At 71.2% G+C, this 14437-nt stretch carries 17 protein-coding genes and 1 pseudogene; 8 read left to right on the top strand and 10 right to left on the bottom strand.

Annotation, left to right across the window (positions count from 1 at the left end; genetic code table 11):
- The 5 genes from Q1N79_RS23250 to Q1N79_RS23230 form a co-directional block, all read right to left on the bottom strand.
- Positions 1-739 (bottom strand): phosphoribosyltransferase (locus Q1N79_RS23250; protein WP_300612388.1); only part of this gene is annotated, 739 nt, incomplete at its 3' end.
- 152 nt (positions 740-891) lie between these two features.
- Complete coding sequence (locus tag Q1N79_RS23245) at positions 892-2625, bottom strand: DUF222 domain-containing protein (RefSeq protein ID WP_300612386.1); 1734 nt, start codon at positions 2623-2625, stop codon at positions 892-894.
- A gap of 167 nt (positions 2626-2792) precedes the next feature.
- The gene (locus Q1N79_RS23240; protein ID WP_300612384.1) at positions 2793-3482 is read right to left on the bottom strand and encodes a hypothetical protein; all 690 of its coding nucleotides are present in this window, start codon (positions 3480-3482) and stop codon (positions 2793-2795) included.
- Between the two features lie 239 nt (positions 3483-3721).
- Positions 3722-4978: an FAD-dependent monooxygenase gene (locus Q1N79_RS23235; RefSeq protein ID WP_300612382.1), complete on the bottom strand. Its 1257-nt coding sequence runs from the start codon at positions 4976-4978 to the stop codon at positions 3722-3724.
- Positions 4975-6135, bottom strand: a complete 1161-nt coding sequence (locus tag Q1N79_RS23230) for a cupin domain-containing protein (RefSeq protein WP_300612379.1) — start codon at positions 6133-6135, stop codon at positions 4975-4977. Before Q1N79_RS23230 ends, Q1N79_RS23235 begins: the two co-directional genes overlap by 4 nt.
- 262 nt (positions 6136-6397) lie before the next feature.
- On the opposite strand from Q1N79_RS23230, the gene Q1N79_RS23225 reads away from it, so the two are divergent.
- Positions 6398-7552 carry an MBL fold metallo-hydrolase gene (locus tag Q1N79_RS23225; RefSeq protein WP_300612377.1) on the top strand — a complete coding sequence of 385 codons (1155 nt, stop codon included), beginning with the start codon at positions 6398-6400 and terminating at the stop codon, positions 7550-7552.
- A gap of 269 nt (positions 7553-7821) precedes the next feature.
- Positions 7822-8145 (top strand): DUF3759 domain-containing protein, encoded by a 324-nt coding sequence (locus tag Q1N79_RS23220; protein ID WP_300612375.1) that lies wholly within the window; start codon positions 7822-7824, stop codon positions 8143-8145.
- A 14-nt stretch (positions 8146-8159) separates the two neighbouring features.
- Here Q1N79_RS23220 and Q1N79_RS23215 read toward each other — a convergent pair whose 3' ends face one another.
- The 4 genes from Q1N79_RS23215 to Q1N79_RS23200 all read right to left on the bottom strand — a co-directional run bounded on the left by Q1N79_RS23215 (position 8160) and on the right by Q1N79_RS23200 (position 11146).
- A complete protein-coding gene (locus Q1N79_RS23215; RefSeq protein WP_300612373.1) occupies positions 8160-8957 on the bottom strand; it encodes a DinB family protein in 798 nt (265 codons plus the stop codon).
- Between the two features lie 28 nt (positions 8958-8985).
- Positions 8986-9897, bottom strand: a complete 912-nt coding sequence (locus Q1N79_RS23210; protein ID WP_300612371.1) for an NAD(P)-dependent oxidoreductase — start codon at positions 9895-9897, stop codon at positions 8986-8988.
- Between the two features lie 143 nt (positions 9898-10040).
- Positions 10041-10592, bottom strand: a complete 552-nt coding sequence (locus Q1N79_RS23205; RefSeq protein WP_300612369.1) for a hypothetical protein — start codon at positions 10590-10592, stop codon at positions 10041-10043.
- Positions 10583-11146, bottom strand: coding sequence for a sigma-70 family RNA polymerase sigma factor (locus tag Q1N79_RS23200; protein ID WP_300612367.1), 564 nt, complete (start codon positions 11144-11146; stop codon positions 10583-10585). The genes Q1N79_RS23205 and Q1N79_RS23200 overlap by 10 nt, the downstream gene beginning before the upstream one ends.
- Before the next feature lie 250 nt (positions 11147-11396).
- On the opposite strand from Q1N79_RS23200, the gene Q1N79_RS23195 reads away from it, so the two are divergent.
- From Q1N79_RS23195 to amaP, 6 genes are read left to right on the top strand one after another with little or no spacing between them, the layout of a single operon-like run.
- Positions 11397-11816 (top strand): Asp23/Gls24 family envelope stress response protein, encoded by a 420-nt coding sequence (locus Q1N79_RS23195; protein WP_300612390.1) that lies wholly within the window; start codon positions 11397-11399, stop codon positions 11814-11816.
- Positions 11813-12247 (top strand): hypothetical protein, encoded by a 435-nt coding sequence (locus tag Q1N79_RS23190; RefSeq protein ID WP_300612366.1) that lies wholly within the window; start codon positions 11813-11815, stop codon positions 12245-12247. The genes Q1N79_RS23195 and Q1N79_RS23190 overlap by 4 nt, the downstream gene beginning before the upstream one ends.
- The gene (locus tag Q1N79_RS23185) at positions 12240-12437 is read left to right on the top strand and encodes a hypothetical protein (protein ID WP_300612365.1); all 198 of its coding nucleotides are present in this window, start codon (positions 12240-12242) and stop codon (positions 12435-12437) included. Before Q1N79_RS23190 ends, Q1N79_RS23185 begins: the two co-directional genes overlap by 8 nt.
- Positions 12434-12820, top strand: a complete 387-nt coding sequence (locus tag Q1N79_RS23180; protein ID WP_300612364.1) for an Asp23/Gls24 family envelope stress response protein — start codon at positions 12434-12436, stop codon at positions 12818-12820. Before Q1N79_RS23185 ends, Q1N79_RS23180 begins: the two co-directional genes overlap by 4 nt.
- Entirely contained in the window at positions 12817-13473 is a 657-nt protein-coding gene (locus tag Q1N79_RS23175) for a DUF6286 domain-containing protein (RefSeq protein ID WP_300612362.1), read from the top strand. Before Q1N79_RS23180 ends, Q1N79_RS23175 begins: the two co-directional genes overlap by 4 nt.
- Before the next feature lie 5 nt (positions 13474-13478).
- Positions 13479-14060 carry an alkaline shock response membrane anchor protein AmaP gene (gene amaP / locus Q1N79_RS23170; RefSeq protein ID WP_300612361.1) on the top strand — a complete coding sequence of 194 codons (582 nt, stop codon included), beginning with the start codon at positions 13479-13481 and terminating at the stop codon, positions 14058-14060.
- Between the two features lie 49 nt (positions 14061-14109).
- Here amaP and Q1N79_RS23165 read toward each other — a convergent pair.
- A pseudogene (locus Q1N79_RS23165) lies at positions 14110-14437 on the bottom strand (NUDIX hydrolase); the annotation flags it as partial.

Here is a 14437-nt window from a genome sequence, read left to right as displayed (position 1 = left end):
GGTCCGGGATCACGAGGGACCCGTGCAGCGCTACCCCGCCGGCGTCCACGGTGACGTCCCGCGGATCGGCCGCGGCGCCCTGGCCGCCTCGCGACTTCGCCGCCGCGGCGAGCACCTTGATCACTTCCTCGTCGGTGGTCTGGGAGAAGTTGGCGTACGACTCCCCGATCGCGAAGAATCCTTCCGGGGTGCGCAGGCATACCACCTCGTCGGCGGCATCGCGCAGCGCCGCGATCGTGTCCGTCTGGCCCACGGGCACCGCCAGCACGACCTTGGCCGCGCCGCGTGCACGGGCCACCTGGCAGGCGGCACGGGCGGTCGATCCGGTCGCGACGCCGTCGTCGACCACGACGACGGTGCGGCCGGCCAGCTCCAGCGGCGGACGGCCGGCGCGCAGCTGCCCGGTCCGGCGTTCCAGCTGCCCGCGCTCGCGCGCTTCCACCGCCGCGGCCTGCGACTCGGTCAGGCCGGTGAGCCGCACAACGGCGTCGTCGATAACCCGCGCGCCCTCCTCGCCGATGGCACCGAAACCGAACTCGGGCTGGAACGGCACGCCGAGCTTGCGCACGACGATGACGTCAAGCGGGGCATCCAACTCCTTCGCCACCTCGGCCGCGACCACCACCCCGCCGCGGGGCAGCCCGACGACCACGACATCCCGGCCGCGCAGGTACCGCAGGCGCTCGGCCAGCCGCCGTCCCGCAGCAACTCGATCGGTGAACAACATCGCGCCGCCCATGCATGGAGACGATCCCCCTTTGTGACATCTACCCTGCCTGGAACGGCCGCACCAGGGCCGATGGTCCGGCGTCCGCACCAGGGCCGATGGGGTCCTGGAATGCCGCGGGAATGAGTTGGCATGGTGAGACGGCACGGTACGTTCGGAATCATTCATGATGGGTACTGTTTGGGGCCTTGCGTATACGTGCGGCCCGACGGCGTGGTCCATTGGTGCCAGCCGGGGCGGGGCTGGGTCACTTTCCAGCCCGGGGACTGCTTAACCCGGTGGCATTTCCTGCTGCGCGCTCCTCCGTTGCAGGCGCACGTCCTCCCGCCTTTATCGTACGGAATCGCGTGCTCGAAATCAGAGTCGCGGGCGTGCCTGGAGCATGGCGGGAAGGTACATTCCCCGTCGCGGACCTGGACCAGATGGCGGAGCGTGTCATTGGCCTGGTAGGCATGCGACTCATACCTATGGTCGCAGGTGTGGACAGGCACGGGGCCGAGCTGCACGGTGAGTTCCTTCCCGCCGGGCAGGGTGAGCGTCCAGGTGCCGTACCCGTCCGGGGGACCCGGGCCCTCGCGCTGGGTGAACGCCCACCGGGAGGACGGCCCGCGCGGGGACTTGCCGGCGGGCCTGGCGCACCCGTGACCGACCGCGATCCCGTCGGCGTCCACGACAGTGACACACCACTGGCTGCCGGGGCTGCCGGCCGCGGTGGCGGCGAGGTCGCGGGCCAGGGCGGGGTCGAGCGGGCCGAGGCCGTGGCCCTCACCGGGCCGGTTAGCCAGGTTAAGCAGGGTAGCCAGCGGGATGGTCAGGTTGGTCCTGGCCGGGAGCGCGGGCAAGGCCGGCCCGCCGGGCTGGCAGTCCGGCCCGGGGCCGCCGCCTGGTTCGCCGCCGCCTGGGCCATCATCGCGGGGATCCCCGGCCGGGCCCTCACCAGGCAGGTCATCGTCGCTACCGTGATCGGTGCCCGGCGGCCGTCCCGGCGCCTGTGCTGCGTCGGCGGCTGCTGTCATGGCGCGGGCGCGGGCGACGCGGGCGGCCGCGGAGACCCCATTGAGGAGGTCCAGGTAGCCCAGGACGCGGAGCTGATCCATCCGCGCGTCGGGGAACGCCTTCGACTTCTTGTACTCCTCGGCGCGGGCGTTGACGTTGGCGTGGGCGGCCAGGGCCTCGTCGGTAGGCAGCCCGTAGGCGGCCAGGGCGGCGGCACCTGTGTGCTCGCGCCAGAACCGGACCCTGGCTTCTTCCTTCTCGGCCAGCTCGCGCCGTTTCGCCGCGCCCTCGGGATCGACGGTGCAGGCCGCCTGGGCGGCGAGCTTCATGATCTGGCCGGGTGTCTTGCCGGCGAGCTTGTCCACGATCAGCGCCGCGGCCTGCGCGGCGTGGTCGTCGCTGAGGACGGCCAGTTCGTCCGCGATGGCACGGGCCTTGACGTAGGTGATGGTCCCGTCGGTGAGCTTCGCGCCGATGCCGGGCAGGCGGGCCTCCAGTTCCCAGGCCAGCCAGATGAGCTTGTCCGCCGCCTGTGCCGACATGCCCAGCGCGGCGGCAAGCTCATGCTCCAGCGTCTCGTCCCAGGTATCGGGCAGGTCGCCGTGCCGCTGCTTGCTGAGCCAGGGCTGGTCGCCGCGGCGGATCATCTCCCGGACCACGCCCAGCTTCGCCGCGGCCGCCCATGACTCCAGCGCCGCCCACCGGCCAAGCAGCCCGGTCAGCTCGTCGTCGGTCGCACCCGTGCACCGCCACTGTGGGCCGGACAGCTCAGCGGCCAGGGCAGCCAGCTCCGGTCCGGGCGGGCAGGTGTCCGCACCGCCGCCCTTGGCGAACCCGGCCAGCCGGGAGTCGCGGGCAGGCTCCGTGCCCGCGCCCGTCCCGGGGCTCGACTGATCCGCCATCACTACTCCGTTTGGTTTGATAAATCTTCATGTGTATAACTCGAATACTAGTCTGATTAGCGACAAAAAGCAGCGCAACGCGCCTTACCAAACGGATACATTTGGGTGACCTGCGGTCGTGCTCGCCGGCCGACGCTAGCCGCGGCACAGCCTCCATGCCGGGGCGCTCAGCTCCAGGTCTTGCCGTTCCAGTGCAGGATCAGGGTCTGCCCCTGCTCCGCGCCCACCGCCCACGCGTTGTCCGGTGAGGTCGCGGTCACGCCGATCAGGTTGCTGAGCGTCCCGTGCTCCGGATTGGCCACCTGCGCCCAGCCGTGCCCGGTCCATCGCAGGATGAGCACCCGGACGCCCTCGCCTGTCCCGTCGTAGCCGACAGCCCAGGCTGTGCCGCCGGGGATAACTGCGGCGCCAGTGAGAATGCTGCGTGTGGGAAGGGGCCCAACGGGTACTTTCCGCCAGGTTTTGCCATTCCACAACATGCTGGTCGCGGCGCGGATCGTGAGGCTTGGGTTGTAGTCGGCTCCGACTGCCCAGGCATCGCCTCCCGGGCTGGCGGCTATCGCGTAAAAAGCGTTGTTAAGGCCTTGCAGTGGGTTGGCGACGGGCTTCCACACGGCACCGTTCCACCGCATGACGAGGCCGCCGATGCCGCCTTTGCTAGCTGATTCACCGTCCGCCCAGGCGCTGTCGCCGCCTGCCACCGCACTGCCGTAAAGAACCGAGGACGCGGGCGCTTCGGCGGGAACCACGTACCAGCGGTTGGCGGTCCGGTGCAGGATCAGGGTCTTGTGGTCCGTGCCCTTTGCCGTGTTGGTCTCGCCGACAGCCCACGCGTCGTCAGCCGAGACGGCGGTCACGTCATAAAGGACGCCCGCCGTACATGGGCTTGGGGTTGGTCACCTGCGACCATTTGACGCCATTCCGGTGCAGGAGCAGGGTCTTGCCGGCGTTGCTTGCTCCGACGGCCCACGCGTTACTTGCGGAGGTGGCGGCGACCGTCCACAGACCGCCGGGGATGGTGAATGACGTGTCGGCAGGCGGGGCGATCGCCGCCGCCGAGCGCGCCGGGCCACTTTATGCGCCGCACACCCTGATGTTAGGCACCGGCGATATTGATGGGGAGAGCGGGTGAGCCCAGCGGGATTTCCCTGAATAGCGCCGGCTCGGCGTCCGGGGTTAGCGCGGTGGTCCGGTAGAGCCAGTCGGTGAACGAGTAGTCGTGGATGTCGCGGGCGCGCAGGATTTCGTTGCGGCGGTCGCGCTTTGCGCCGTCGAGGTGCCACAGCTCGCCCCATTTGCGGGAGGCGGTCAGGACGTGGCGGCAGTGCTCGGGGCGGACCGCCTCGTAGGCGGCCAGGGCCTTGTCGATGCTGTCGCTCGCGGCCAGGTGCTCGGCGAGGACGTAGCCGTCTTCGATGGCCATGATCGCGCCCTGGGCGATGTACTGCAGCGGCGGGTGGGCGGCGTCGCCGAGCAGCGCGATCCGCCCGTAGACCCACGTCATGATCGGGTCGCGGTCGAACATGCGCCACCACCGGTCCCGCCACATCAGCGGCAGGCCCTTGCGGATGTTCGCGCAGGTGTGCGCGAACGCGGCGTCGAGCTCGTCGGGGGTGCCCCAGTCCTCCTCCCCGGCCCGCGCCCTGGGCGACTCGAAGACCGCGACCTGGTTGAAGATCTCGCCGCCGCGCAGCGGGTACTGCACGAAATGGCAGCGAGGGCCGATGTAGACGACCACGTCGGTCGCGGAGACGTCGTTCTCGCGGACGCGGTCGATCGGGACGGCGCCGCGGTAGGCGACGTAGGCGGAGTTGACCGGCTGGTCGCCGACCAGCTGCCGGCGGGCGACCGAGTGCAGGCCGTCGGCGGCGACGACGAGCGGGGCCTGGTAGACGGTGCCGTCGCCAAGCCAGGCCCGGCCGGCGTCGGCGCAGTTCTCGTACTCGGCGACCTGCTGGCTGGTGCGCAGGTCCACGCCCGCGTCCTGGCAGGCGCGCAGGAACAGGCCGTGCAGGTCGCTGCGGTGGATGACCATGTAAGGGAAGCCGTAGCGGCGCTCCAGGTCGGCCAGGTCGAGGCGGGTCAGCTCGCTGCCGTCGAGCGCGTCCCGCATGACTATGGCCCGCGGGAGCACGCCCAGCTTGGCCGCCTCGTCGAGCAGGCCGTAGGAGGCCAGGATGCGCGTGCAGTTCGGCGCGATCTGGATGCCCGCGCCGACCTCGCCGAACGCGCCGGCCCGTTCCAGGACGCGCACCCGCAGCCCCTTGCGGGCCAGGGCGCACGCGGCGGACAGGCCGCCGATGCCGCCGCCGACGACGATCACGTCGGGCTGGTGGACGCCGGCGGGCGTCATGGGACGGCCTGGGCGCGGTGCAGCCCGAGGGCCTCGAAGACGGGCGAGTCGCTGAACCGGAACAGGTCGAGGGCGCGTGCGGCGGAGTCGCTGGCGCCGGCCTCGGAACGTGCCGAGAACGGCTCCCAGGACGGGACCACGAACAGGTCGCCGCGCGTCACCGACCAGGTCCGCGCGCCGACGGTGACGGTGCCCGAGCCGTCGAAGACCGCGTAGACCGACGATCCGGTCTCCCGGGCCGGCGCGGTCTGCGCCCCGCGCGCGATCCGGTGCATCTCGGCGCGGATCGTCGGCAGGACGTCGGCGCCGGTGGCCGGGTCGGTGAACCGGACCGCGGCGTGGCCTGGCTCGACGGTGCCGGCGTACCCTTCGGCCTCGAGGGTGAGCTGGTCGGCGAGCGCGCGGTCGGTGTGTTCCCAGCGGTAGGCCAGCAGCGGCGAGCCGGGCGCGGACGGCGCCGCGGCGGCCGCGACCGGGCGCAGCCCCGGGTGGCCCCACAGGCGCTCGGCGCGCGACCGGCCGGGCGCGGCCCGCTCGGCGTCGGTGAGCTGGTCGCGGCCGGGCTCGAAGAACTGGGCTTCCGTGACGTACTGGAAGGGGATGTCCAGGCCGTCGATCCACGCCATCGGCTCGGCCGTCGCGTTGTGGTGGGCGTGCCAGTTCCAGCCCGCCTGCGGGAGGAAGTCGCCGCGCCGCATCGCCACCGGGTCGCCGCCGACGACCGTCCACACGCCCTCACCCTCGACCACGAACCGGAACGCGTGCTGCGTGTGCCGGTGCTCGGGGGCGTCCTCCCCCGGCATCAGGTACTGGATGGCCGCCCACAGCGTCGGCGTCGCGAACGGCCGGCCGCCGAGGCCGGGGTTGGCCAGGGCGATCGCGCGCCGCTCTCCGCCGCGCCCGACCGGGACGAGCTCGCCGGCCCGCGCGGCGAGCTCGCGCAGCCGCTCCCACCGCCACAGGTGCGGCACCGCTTTGGACCGCGGGTGGGCCGGCATCAGGTCGCCGATCTCCGTCCACAGCGGCACGAGCAGTTCCCGCTCGAAGCCGCGGTACAGGTCCTGCAGCGCGGGGGTCACGGCCGGCAGGTGTGGCGCCGCCACTGCGCGCAGCCGGACCGGACCACCTGGGCCGAGGTCAACCGAGGACGTGGTCATACCCTCTAGCGTGCATCGGTTTGCGCAGGAAAGATCCACGATTCCGGTTAACAGAATCCGCTGGCGGGAGCGGGCTGGGGCCGGGGAGGCGGCACGCCGGTGTCGATGCCGGGCCGGTCATCGAAGCGAGCGTCGGCTGCCCTTGGGCCTGCAGGCACGAATATATCGGCTGGACTTAGTGGCGAACCGACAAATTTGACACCGCTTGACCCGGTTTGACGAATGTGCAAGCATCGGCGCTAGCTGACAGGAGGGAGACGCGATGGCCTTCGTGATGCAGGACGGGTGGAAAGAAGAGCCCATTTCAATTACCGGTGCCGACTACGTCGAGCCGTCCGCTGAAATGCCACTGCAATCAGGGCAGCGGGTCTCGCACCTGTTCCCGCGCAGCGTCATGGAGGAATACGTCCTGCAGCGGGTGACCGAGCACACTTATTGGGTTTCCCGGCACTTCTACGGAGCGCTGTTCTACGTCGGCAAGCACGGCGTCCTTTTGCTGGATCCTTTCCAGGGCGCGGCCGATTCTATCCTGAAGGCGATCGCGTCGGTGACGTCGCTGCCGGTGACCGCGATCTGCTATTCGCACTTCCACGCCGACCACATCGGCGGCGCGCGAAAGCTGGTTGGCTCGCTTGAGGTGGCGCCGCGCGTGATCGCGAGCGAGCACACCGCGATCTGGATGGACAGATTCGGCAGCGACCTGCCCCGTCCTACCGACATCCTCCGGTGGCCCGACGGCGCCATCGAGTTCGAGGACGTGGAGCTCGCACTCCGCGGCCTGCCCAGGCCCGGCCATTCACCCGACCACGCCGTATTCCTGCTGACGCAGGAGCGGGTCGGCCATTCCGCGGACCTGATCAATATCGACCAGCTGCCGTTCGGCGGCTTTGCCGGGCAAGATCCGCTGGTATTGTTCCGGCCCAATCTGCAGTTCGCCCGCGACCTTGAGTTCGACTGGTTCTGCGGCGGGCACGGCAACATCGGTGAGAAATCTGATTTTGACTTCTACCTCAACTACATGGACGAGGTCGCCGCGCTCATCGCGGAGGAGGTCCCGCGACCTGAGGTCGTGCCCGAGCTCTCCCTGACCGACTACCTGGGCGACCTCGACACGGAAAGCAGAATGCGGCTGCTTTCCGAACTCGACAACCACTTTTCCTTCTACCTGTACGGCCGGCAGATCGTGAAAGGCGAAAAGCCCGACCGGGCCGCGGCGGCCGGCGGGCCCGGGGGGATGATGGGCGGCCTCGTCGGCGAGTGGGCGGCCCAGCGGCAGCAGGCGGTCGCGGAGGCGGTGCCCCGGATCCTCGAGCGGCTGCGGCCGAAGTACGGGCGGATGTACAACTTCGACGACGCGCAGCCGATCAACATCCGGCTGCTCGCCATGTCGATGCAGCCGAGCCTGCCGAATCGCTGACGGTCCTGGTCGGCCGGGGCGTTTTCCCTGGCGCCTCTGGAGTCACAGGAGTGCCACTTTGGACACTCCTTGCATGGACAAATCGCCCATAACGGACGACGAAATGGTCACAGAGTGTACAAAGTCGCATGCCAGGGGCCACTGTGAGCAAAGAGGCCGACCGGAGCGGGGCGGAGAGCGGGCGGGGCGGGGCGGCCGGGAATGCCCGGCTCGTAACAGTCGCGCAATAAGTCTCGGTCATCCGCGGCTGGTCGGTTATGTTCGCAGCTATGGGCTTCTTTGACAGGCTGGGCGCCCAGGGCGCCTACGACCAGGTCTATGGCGGCGGAATGCCGCATCATGAGATGACGCACGAACTGCTGGCGGGCGCGGCCGGCTTCGAGGCCGTCCGCATGTACGAGCATCACCGCGAGCGTGAGGGCATCATCGAGCACCACGAACTCGGCAAGGAATTGCTGGCCGGCTTCGCCGCGGCGGAGGTCGACAAGCACTTCGACAGCGGACGCTACGGTCACCTGGACCGCGATCAGGCCAGGCTCCAGGCCCAGCAGCAGGCGGACTACCTCTGGCAGCAGCAGTACGGCCGGTACTGAACCGGGCCGGAAGCCTACCCTTTACCGCTTCCCGCGCCGGAGGGGCGAATCTCCAGGACGGCCAGGTCGCGTTCGGCGTAAAGCCGGTGTTCCCACTCCTCGTTGAGGATGACAAGCAGGCAGTCGCGCACCGGGTACGCGCGCGGCTTGGGCCAGCCGGGGCCCTCCACCGGCGTGGTGGTACCGGCCAGCGCCTGATCGGTCAGCCCGGCGAGGAAGTCGCGCACGCCGGACATGCGGTCCCGCCGCAGTTCGAGCACCACCTCCAGCGGGGGCCGGGCCGCGCGGTCGCGGGGTACCCCCGGCGCGTCCGGCATCTCGTCCCAGGGGAGGTCAAGCGGATCCCAGGGCGCCGGGTCGCCGAGGATCGCCCGGCGGAACCAGGCGTCGGTCGCGAACACGAGATGGCGCAGCGTCTGGATGAACGACCACTCCCCGTGCACCGACTCCTGCAGCGCCGCGGGCGGGAGCCGGCGGGCCCGCGCCACTGTCTGGTCCCACAGGCGCTCCAGGATGCCCCATGCCTCGCGGAAGCCGGCCGGGTCCGCGGGGCGCATCCTGGCCCGGTCCGGGTAGCGCCGGTTCAGCTCGGCCTCGATCAGCGGCCCGATGTCGACGCCGTTGACGCTCACGTTCACGATCTCGCCGTGGATGTCGACGTCGACCAGCTCGACGCCGCGCAGCACCGCCCGGCTCAGGTCCACGCCGCGGAACGTGGCGTCCGTCAGTTTGCTTGCGAAGAACTCCGAGCCGGCCAGGTCGCAGCGGCCGAACCGCGACCCGCGCAGATCCGCACCAGAGAAGTCAGCCATGCCCGACCATAACTCCGGCCGGCCGCCGTTAGCTGCCGGTTTCCGGCCACCAGGCCTGATGTGCCCTGGTGTGGTCGGCGGCGGGGCCGAGTTCGCCAAGCGCCTTCGCCCAGCGCTCGTCGGCGAGGGCGACCATCGGCGCGTCGATCCCCGCGGCGGCGGCCACGCTCGCCGCGATGTGCACGTCCTTGGCAAGCAGGCCGAGCGCGAACCCGGTCCCGTAGCGGCCGGTGAGCACCTGCGCGCCGAAGGTCTGGCTGACGAAGCTCCGCCCGGTCGAGGCGTTGATAATGTCGATCATGACTTGCGGGTCGAGGCCGAACCGCTTCCCGGCGGCCAGCGCCTCCGCGGTGGCGCAGTGCGTCGCCGCGGCGACGACGTTGTTCAGCGCCTTCATGGCGTGCCCGCTGCCGAGGCCGCCGGTCACGAACTGCCTGGCCGGGTCGCCGAGCACCCGCAGCACGTCCTGCGCCCTGGCGATGTCGTCCGGCGCGCCGCCGGCCATGATCGCGAGCTCGCCGGCGACCGCCCCTGGCACTCCCCCGGACACCGGCGCGTCGACGACCCGCACGCGCAGCGGCTCGAGCTCACCGGCGAGCCGCAGCGTGTCCGAAGGATCCGACGAGCTCATCTCGACGACAAGCGTGCCCGCCCGCAGCGCCCGCCCGATGCCGCCGTCCCACCGCAGCAGCGCGTCCTGGACCACGGTGCCGTCCGGGAGCATGGTCACCACGATGTCCGCGGCCGAGAACGCGTCCGGTGACCCGGCGACGGTCACGCCGGGGTGCGCGGCGGCGAAACGCTCTTCGGCCGCTGGCGCGCTGTCGCGCACGACGAGCGCGAAGCCCGCGCTGTGCAGGTTGTGCGCCATCGGCCGGCCCATGTTGCCGAGTCCGACGAAGCCGATCGTGAGGTGCTGCCCTGTGCTTGTTCCACTCATCGACGCTGCCGTTCTTCCGCTGGTGGCCTGGCCTTTCGCCTCGATTCTCACCGACGGCAGGCCGGCGCGGCCATAGGGCGAAGTGACGGGATCGTTCGGGATAAATAAGGGGTGCGGCACCAGCGGGCACCGGCGGGCACCTTTTACGCGGCGTGAATGTCGACCACCTCGATGTCGATGGGGCCCAGCGTGAGGCCCAGCTGGGCGCGGGCGGCCATCCGGACCGCCCGGCGGACGGCCCCGGCGGCGGACAGCGCCGGTATGCCGTAGCGGACGCTGATCGTGAGCTTGAGGCCCGCGCAGGCGCTCGTGTCACGGGCGGCCGGGATGAGCCTGCAGCTTCTGGCGCGGACGCCGTCGACGGCGTCGCCGGCCGCGCGCAGCACGGCGGCGGCGGCGCGCTCGCTGACGCACAGCCGGATTCCCGCCGGGCCGGGCAGCGCGATCAGGGGCGCCGGGAGGATCCGGGCCCCGACCACCGCCATGACCCGGCCGGAAAGGTCGGCGGGCGGCCGCACCGGTTCGGCGGCGAGCTCACTGGTGGCCGTGCGCAGGAGGCGGATCTGGCTCAGCGCGGCCTGGCAGTGCTCGCACGCCCTGGCGTGCTCGTCCGGGGTGCCGCCGGCGAGGTGGTCCCACAGCTCGTCGACGTGGTGTCCGCAGGGTAGGCGGTCGCCCGGCGGGGTCACCGCCACGGCCTCAGTTCGGCTGCCAGCTGGGGGCGGGCCCGGTGCAGCCGCCCGCGGACGGCGTCGGGAGTCGTGTGCAGGATGGTGGCGACCTCCTCATAGGTCATTCCCTCCATTTCCCGAAGGACCCAGCACGCCCGCTGCTCGGGTGTCAGATGGCTCAGGGCGCACCGCAGCGCGGTCGCCAGGCCGTCGGCGAGCGCGTGCTCCTCCGGCCCGGGCGACCGGTCACTGGCGGCGGCCGTCGCCGTGGCGTCGAGCGGGACCAGCGGCCGTGTCGTGCGCAGCGCGCTCAGCGCCCGCGTGACGGCGATGCGGTACAGCCAGGCGGCGAAGGCCTGTTCGGCCTTGATCCCGTGCAGCAGCCGCCAGGCCGCGGTGAACGCCTCCTGAGCCGTGTCGGCGGCGCCGCCGGGGTCGGCGAGGATGCGCAGCGCGATCCGGTAAACCGGGACCCGGTAGCGCCGGACGAGCGCCTCGAACGCGGCGATGTCCCCTTCGCGGGCCCGCACGACGAGGGTGGCGTCATCGAGGGCATCGACGATCGGCCTGCGCGCCATATAGTCCGGATGCCCAAGCCACAATGAATCAACCTTCACGCTGTGTGACGCATTTCACATCTGCCTCTCCCGTGACATTCTGTACTGGCGCCGCGTCTTGCTGTCATGTCCTGCCACCGGGATGACGCAGCGGAGGACGTGGCTCACGGACGGCAGGGACGCAAGTCACACACCGACGTGAGGAGCCCAGACCGTGAGCACATCCGACACTGAGAGCACCACCTCCACCTCGAGCACGACGACTGCCACTGTGCCCGCGCCGCGCAGGTCCGCCGCCGAACTAGTGAGCGAGCACGGGAACACGACGATCGCCGACGTGGTGGTGGCGAAGATCGTCGCGCTGGCCACCCGCGAGGTAGACGGCGTGTACGCGATGGGCGGCGGCACCGCGCGCATGATGGGGGCCGTGCGCCAGCGGGTGCCCGGCGTCGCGGCAAGCAGCACTCAGGGAGTGGCCGTCGAGGTCGGCGCCCGGCAGGCCGCCGCCGATATCGACCTCGTGGTCGAGTACGGCGTGTCCATCCCTGACCTGGCCAACGCGGTCCGCAACAACGTGATCAGCCAGGTGGAAAGCATCTGCGGCCTCGAGGTCACCGAGGTCAACGTCGGCATCGACGACATTCACCTTCCTGGCGAGCAGGACAGTGACACGTCGCCGCGGGTCCAGTGACGAGCCGGACGACGCGCGCGGCGACGGGCAAGGGCCGCGCGGCGACGCCGCCGGGGGCCGAGCTCGCCGAGCTCGCCGACCTGATCGTCACGGCCGTCACCGGCTGCCCTTCGGTGGCCGGGCTGACCCAGATCCCCGGCGCCCCTGTGGCCACGTACCTGCGGGGCCGGACCGTGTCCGGCGTGGCGGTACGGGCCCATGAGGTCGAGGTCTGCGTCGTGGCCAGGTTCGGCGTGCCGCTGCCGGAAGTCGCCGCGGAAATCAGGCAGGCCGTCGCGCCGCTGGTCCCGGACCGGGTGGTGGACGTCGTCATCGCCGACATCACCGCTCCGGAAGCTGGGGCAGAAGCCGCGCTGGCGCCAGCGTCGGCCCCGGCGCTGAGCGTCGCCGGACGAACTACTACGAAACGGGAGGAAGCTGCCAATGGATGAGGCTCGCCTCGTACCGATCCTCGGCCTGGTGTTCGGAATCGCGCTGGGCTTCGCCGGCGCGTTCGGCGGCTGGTCGGCGTTCGTGATCGTGCTCGTGCTCGGCCTTGTCGGCTACCTGGCCGGGCGGGCGCTCGTCGGCGAACTCGACCTGACCAGGCTGTTCGCAGTCCGGGAGCGGAGGCCGCAGTGACCGCTGCCACGGCGGACGCTGTCGGAACGGCACTGAACAGGCCCGGACAGCGGGGCCGCACCACCCTCGCCGACCGCGTGGTGACCAAGGTGGCCGCCCAGGCGGTCTCTGAGGTCGAGCAGACCGGCGGGGCCGCCAGGCAGATCATCGGGATCACGTTCGGCCGCCAGACCGGTCAGGGGCTCGCTCGTGTCGCCACCCGGATCGACGGCCACCTGGCGATGATCGAGCTGCGCCTGACCCTGGCCTACCCGGCCCCGGTACGTACCCTGACCCGCGAGGTTCGCAGGCACGTGATCGAGCGGGTCACCGACCTTACCGGCCTGGAGGTACGCCACGTGGACATCGAGGTGGCCAGCCTGCTGCGCGGGAGGGGACTGTGAGCGACACCGCGGGCCACCGCGGTCCGACGCTGGTGATCCCGCAGCGCGCCGGGCCGCCGCCGCGCCAGGCACGGGCCGACGCATGGTCACAGCCCGGCGCACGCCGCAGCGCGCGCCGGGTGTTCCGGCCCAGGCGGACCATCCCCGGGGTCCTGGTCGCGGCGGTGCTGGCCGCGGCGGGGATCCTCGGCTGCATCTGGGCGGCGTCCGCCGCGCTGAGCCACGCCCTGTGGAAGGTGCCGCACAGCGATTTCGCCGGCCCGCTGCAGACCACCGCGCACTGGTCCGGCACGGCCACGCTCGCGGTCGCCTCGGCGGTCGCGTTCGTCGGCTTCCTGCTCATCCTCATCGGCGTGCTCCCGGGCCGGACGCGCGCCATCCCGGTGGCTTCCGGCGACGGCTCGGTCATCATCGGCGTGCCACGGCGCAACCTGCGCCGGTCGCTCGGCTGGCTCGCCGAAGAGGTTCCAGGCATCGACAAGGCCAAGGTCAGGGCCGGACGCCGCTCCGTGAGAGTGCGCGCGACGACCCGGCTGCGCGACACCACCGGCCTGCGCGAGCAGGTGCAGGCGGTCGTACAGCAGCGGCTGGCCGCGCTCGATCCGCTGTGGCCCACCCAGGTCAAGGTCAAGCTGCGCAGGAAGAAAGGCTGACGGCGATGACACGGCACACCGCGCACATCAGCCGTACGTGGCTGGTCATCATCGGCCTGATCCTGCTGCTTGGCGCCGGCACCGTGCTGGCCCGCGCCCTGGGCGCTTCCACCTCCGTCCTCGGCAGCTCAAGCGCGCCCCTGCTCACCCACACCCAGGTCGCCTACCCGACCCAGCACAGCTGGGTGTGGCCGGTCGTGGCCGCGGTCTGCGCGGTGATCGCCGCGCTCGCCCTGTGGTGGATGGCCGCCCAGACCAGCACCAAGACCGTGCGCAGCCTGCCGCTGGAACCCGACCATCGCAACGGAAGGACGGTGCTGCCCGCCGCCACGGTCACCAACGCGGTCACGGACGAGCTGGAGAGCTATCCGACCATCCGGTCCGCCGGCGCGGTGCTGCGCGGATCATCGACCCGGCCCGGCCTCCAGCTGGCGGTCACCGCGGAAAACCGCGCCGACCCGGTCACAGTGCGCCGCAGCGTCGAAACCGAGGCGCTCCCCCACCTGCGTACCGCGCTGGAGCTCGACACGATCCCCACGGTCATGCGCATGCAGTTCAGCCGCGCGTTCGACAGGCACCTCGCCTGATGCCCGTGTTCGGCGTGAGACGCCTGGAAACGGACCCGGCCGCGGCGCGCTAGGACGTCAGCGTCCTGGCTGCCCGCGGGCGGAAGGCGGCGAACGGGTTGGTGACCACGAGCTCGCGCGACGCGAACCGGTAGAGCGTGGCGGGCCGTCCGCCGCTCGCGGCCGGGCGGATGACGTCCCGCGTCGGCTCGATCACTCCCCGCCGGGTGAGGATGCGCTGCAGGTTGGTCGCCGACACCGGGTGGCCGAGCGCGGCCGCGTAGGTGTCCCGCAGCTGCGAGATCGTGAACGTCTGCGGTGCCAGCGCGAAGCCGATGTTCGTGTAGGACAGCTTGGCGCGCAGCCGCTCCCGCGCCGACCCGATGATCGAGCCGTGG

Source organism: Trebonia sp., from assembly GCF_030042015.1.
GTDB lineage: Bacteria > Actinomycetota > Actinomycetes > Streptosporangiales > Streptosporangiaceae > Trebonia.
The sequence above is the reverse complement of the archived record's forward strand: the minus strand, read 5'-3'. Positions and strand labels throughout refer to the sequence as shown.

Coding starts and splice junctions, on each gene's coding strand:
- Q1N79_RS23245 (WP_300612386.1), bottom strand. CDS start 2,625: ATGGCGGATCAGTCGAGCCCCGGGACGGGCGCGGGCACGGAGCCTGCC.
- Q1N79_RS23235 (WP_300612382.1), bottom strand. CDS start 4,978: ATGACGCCCGCCGGCGTCCACCAGCCCGACGTGATCGTCGTCGGCGGC.
- Q1N79_RS23230 (WP_300612379.1), bottom strand. CDS start 6,135: ATGACCACGTCCTCGGTTGACCTCGGCCCAGGTGGTCCGGTCCGGCTG.
- Q1N79_RS23225 (WP_300612377.1), top strand. CDS start 6,398: ATGGCCTTCGTGATGCAGGACGGGTGGAAAGAAGAGCCCATTTCAATT.
- Q1N79_RS23220 (WP_300612375.1), top strand. CDS start 7,822: ATGGGCTTCTTTGACAGGCTGGGCGCCCAGGGCGCCTACGACCAGGTC.
- Q1N79_RS23215 (WP_300612373.1), bottom strand. CDS start 8,957: ATGGCTGACTTCTCTGGTGCGGATCTGCGCGGGTCGCGGTTCGGCCGC.
- Q1N79_RS23210 (WP_300612371.1), bottom strand. CDS start 9,897: ATGAGTGGAACAAGCACAGGGCAGCACCTCACGATCGGCTTCGTCGGA.
- Q1N79_RS23200 (WP_300612367.1), bottom strand. CDS start 11,146: ATGGCGCGCAGGCCGATCGTCGATGCCCTCGATGACGCCACCCTCGTC.
- Q1N79_RS23185 (WP_300612365.1), top strand. CDS start 12,240: ATGGATGAGGCTCGCCTCGTACCGATCCTCGGCCTGGTGTTCGGAATC.
- amaP (WP_300612361.1), top strand. CDS start 13,479: ATGACACGGCACACCGCGCACATCAGCCGTACGTGGCTGGTCATCATC.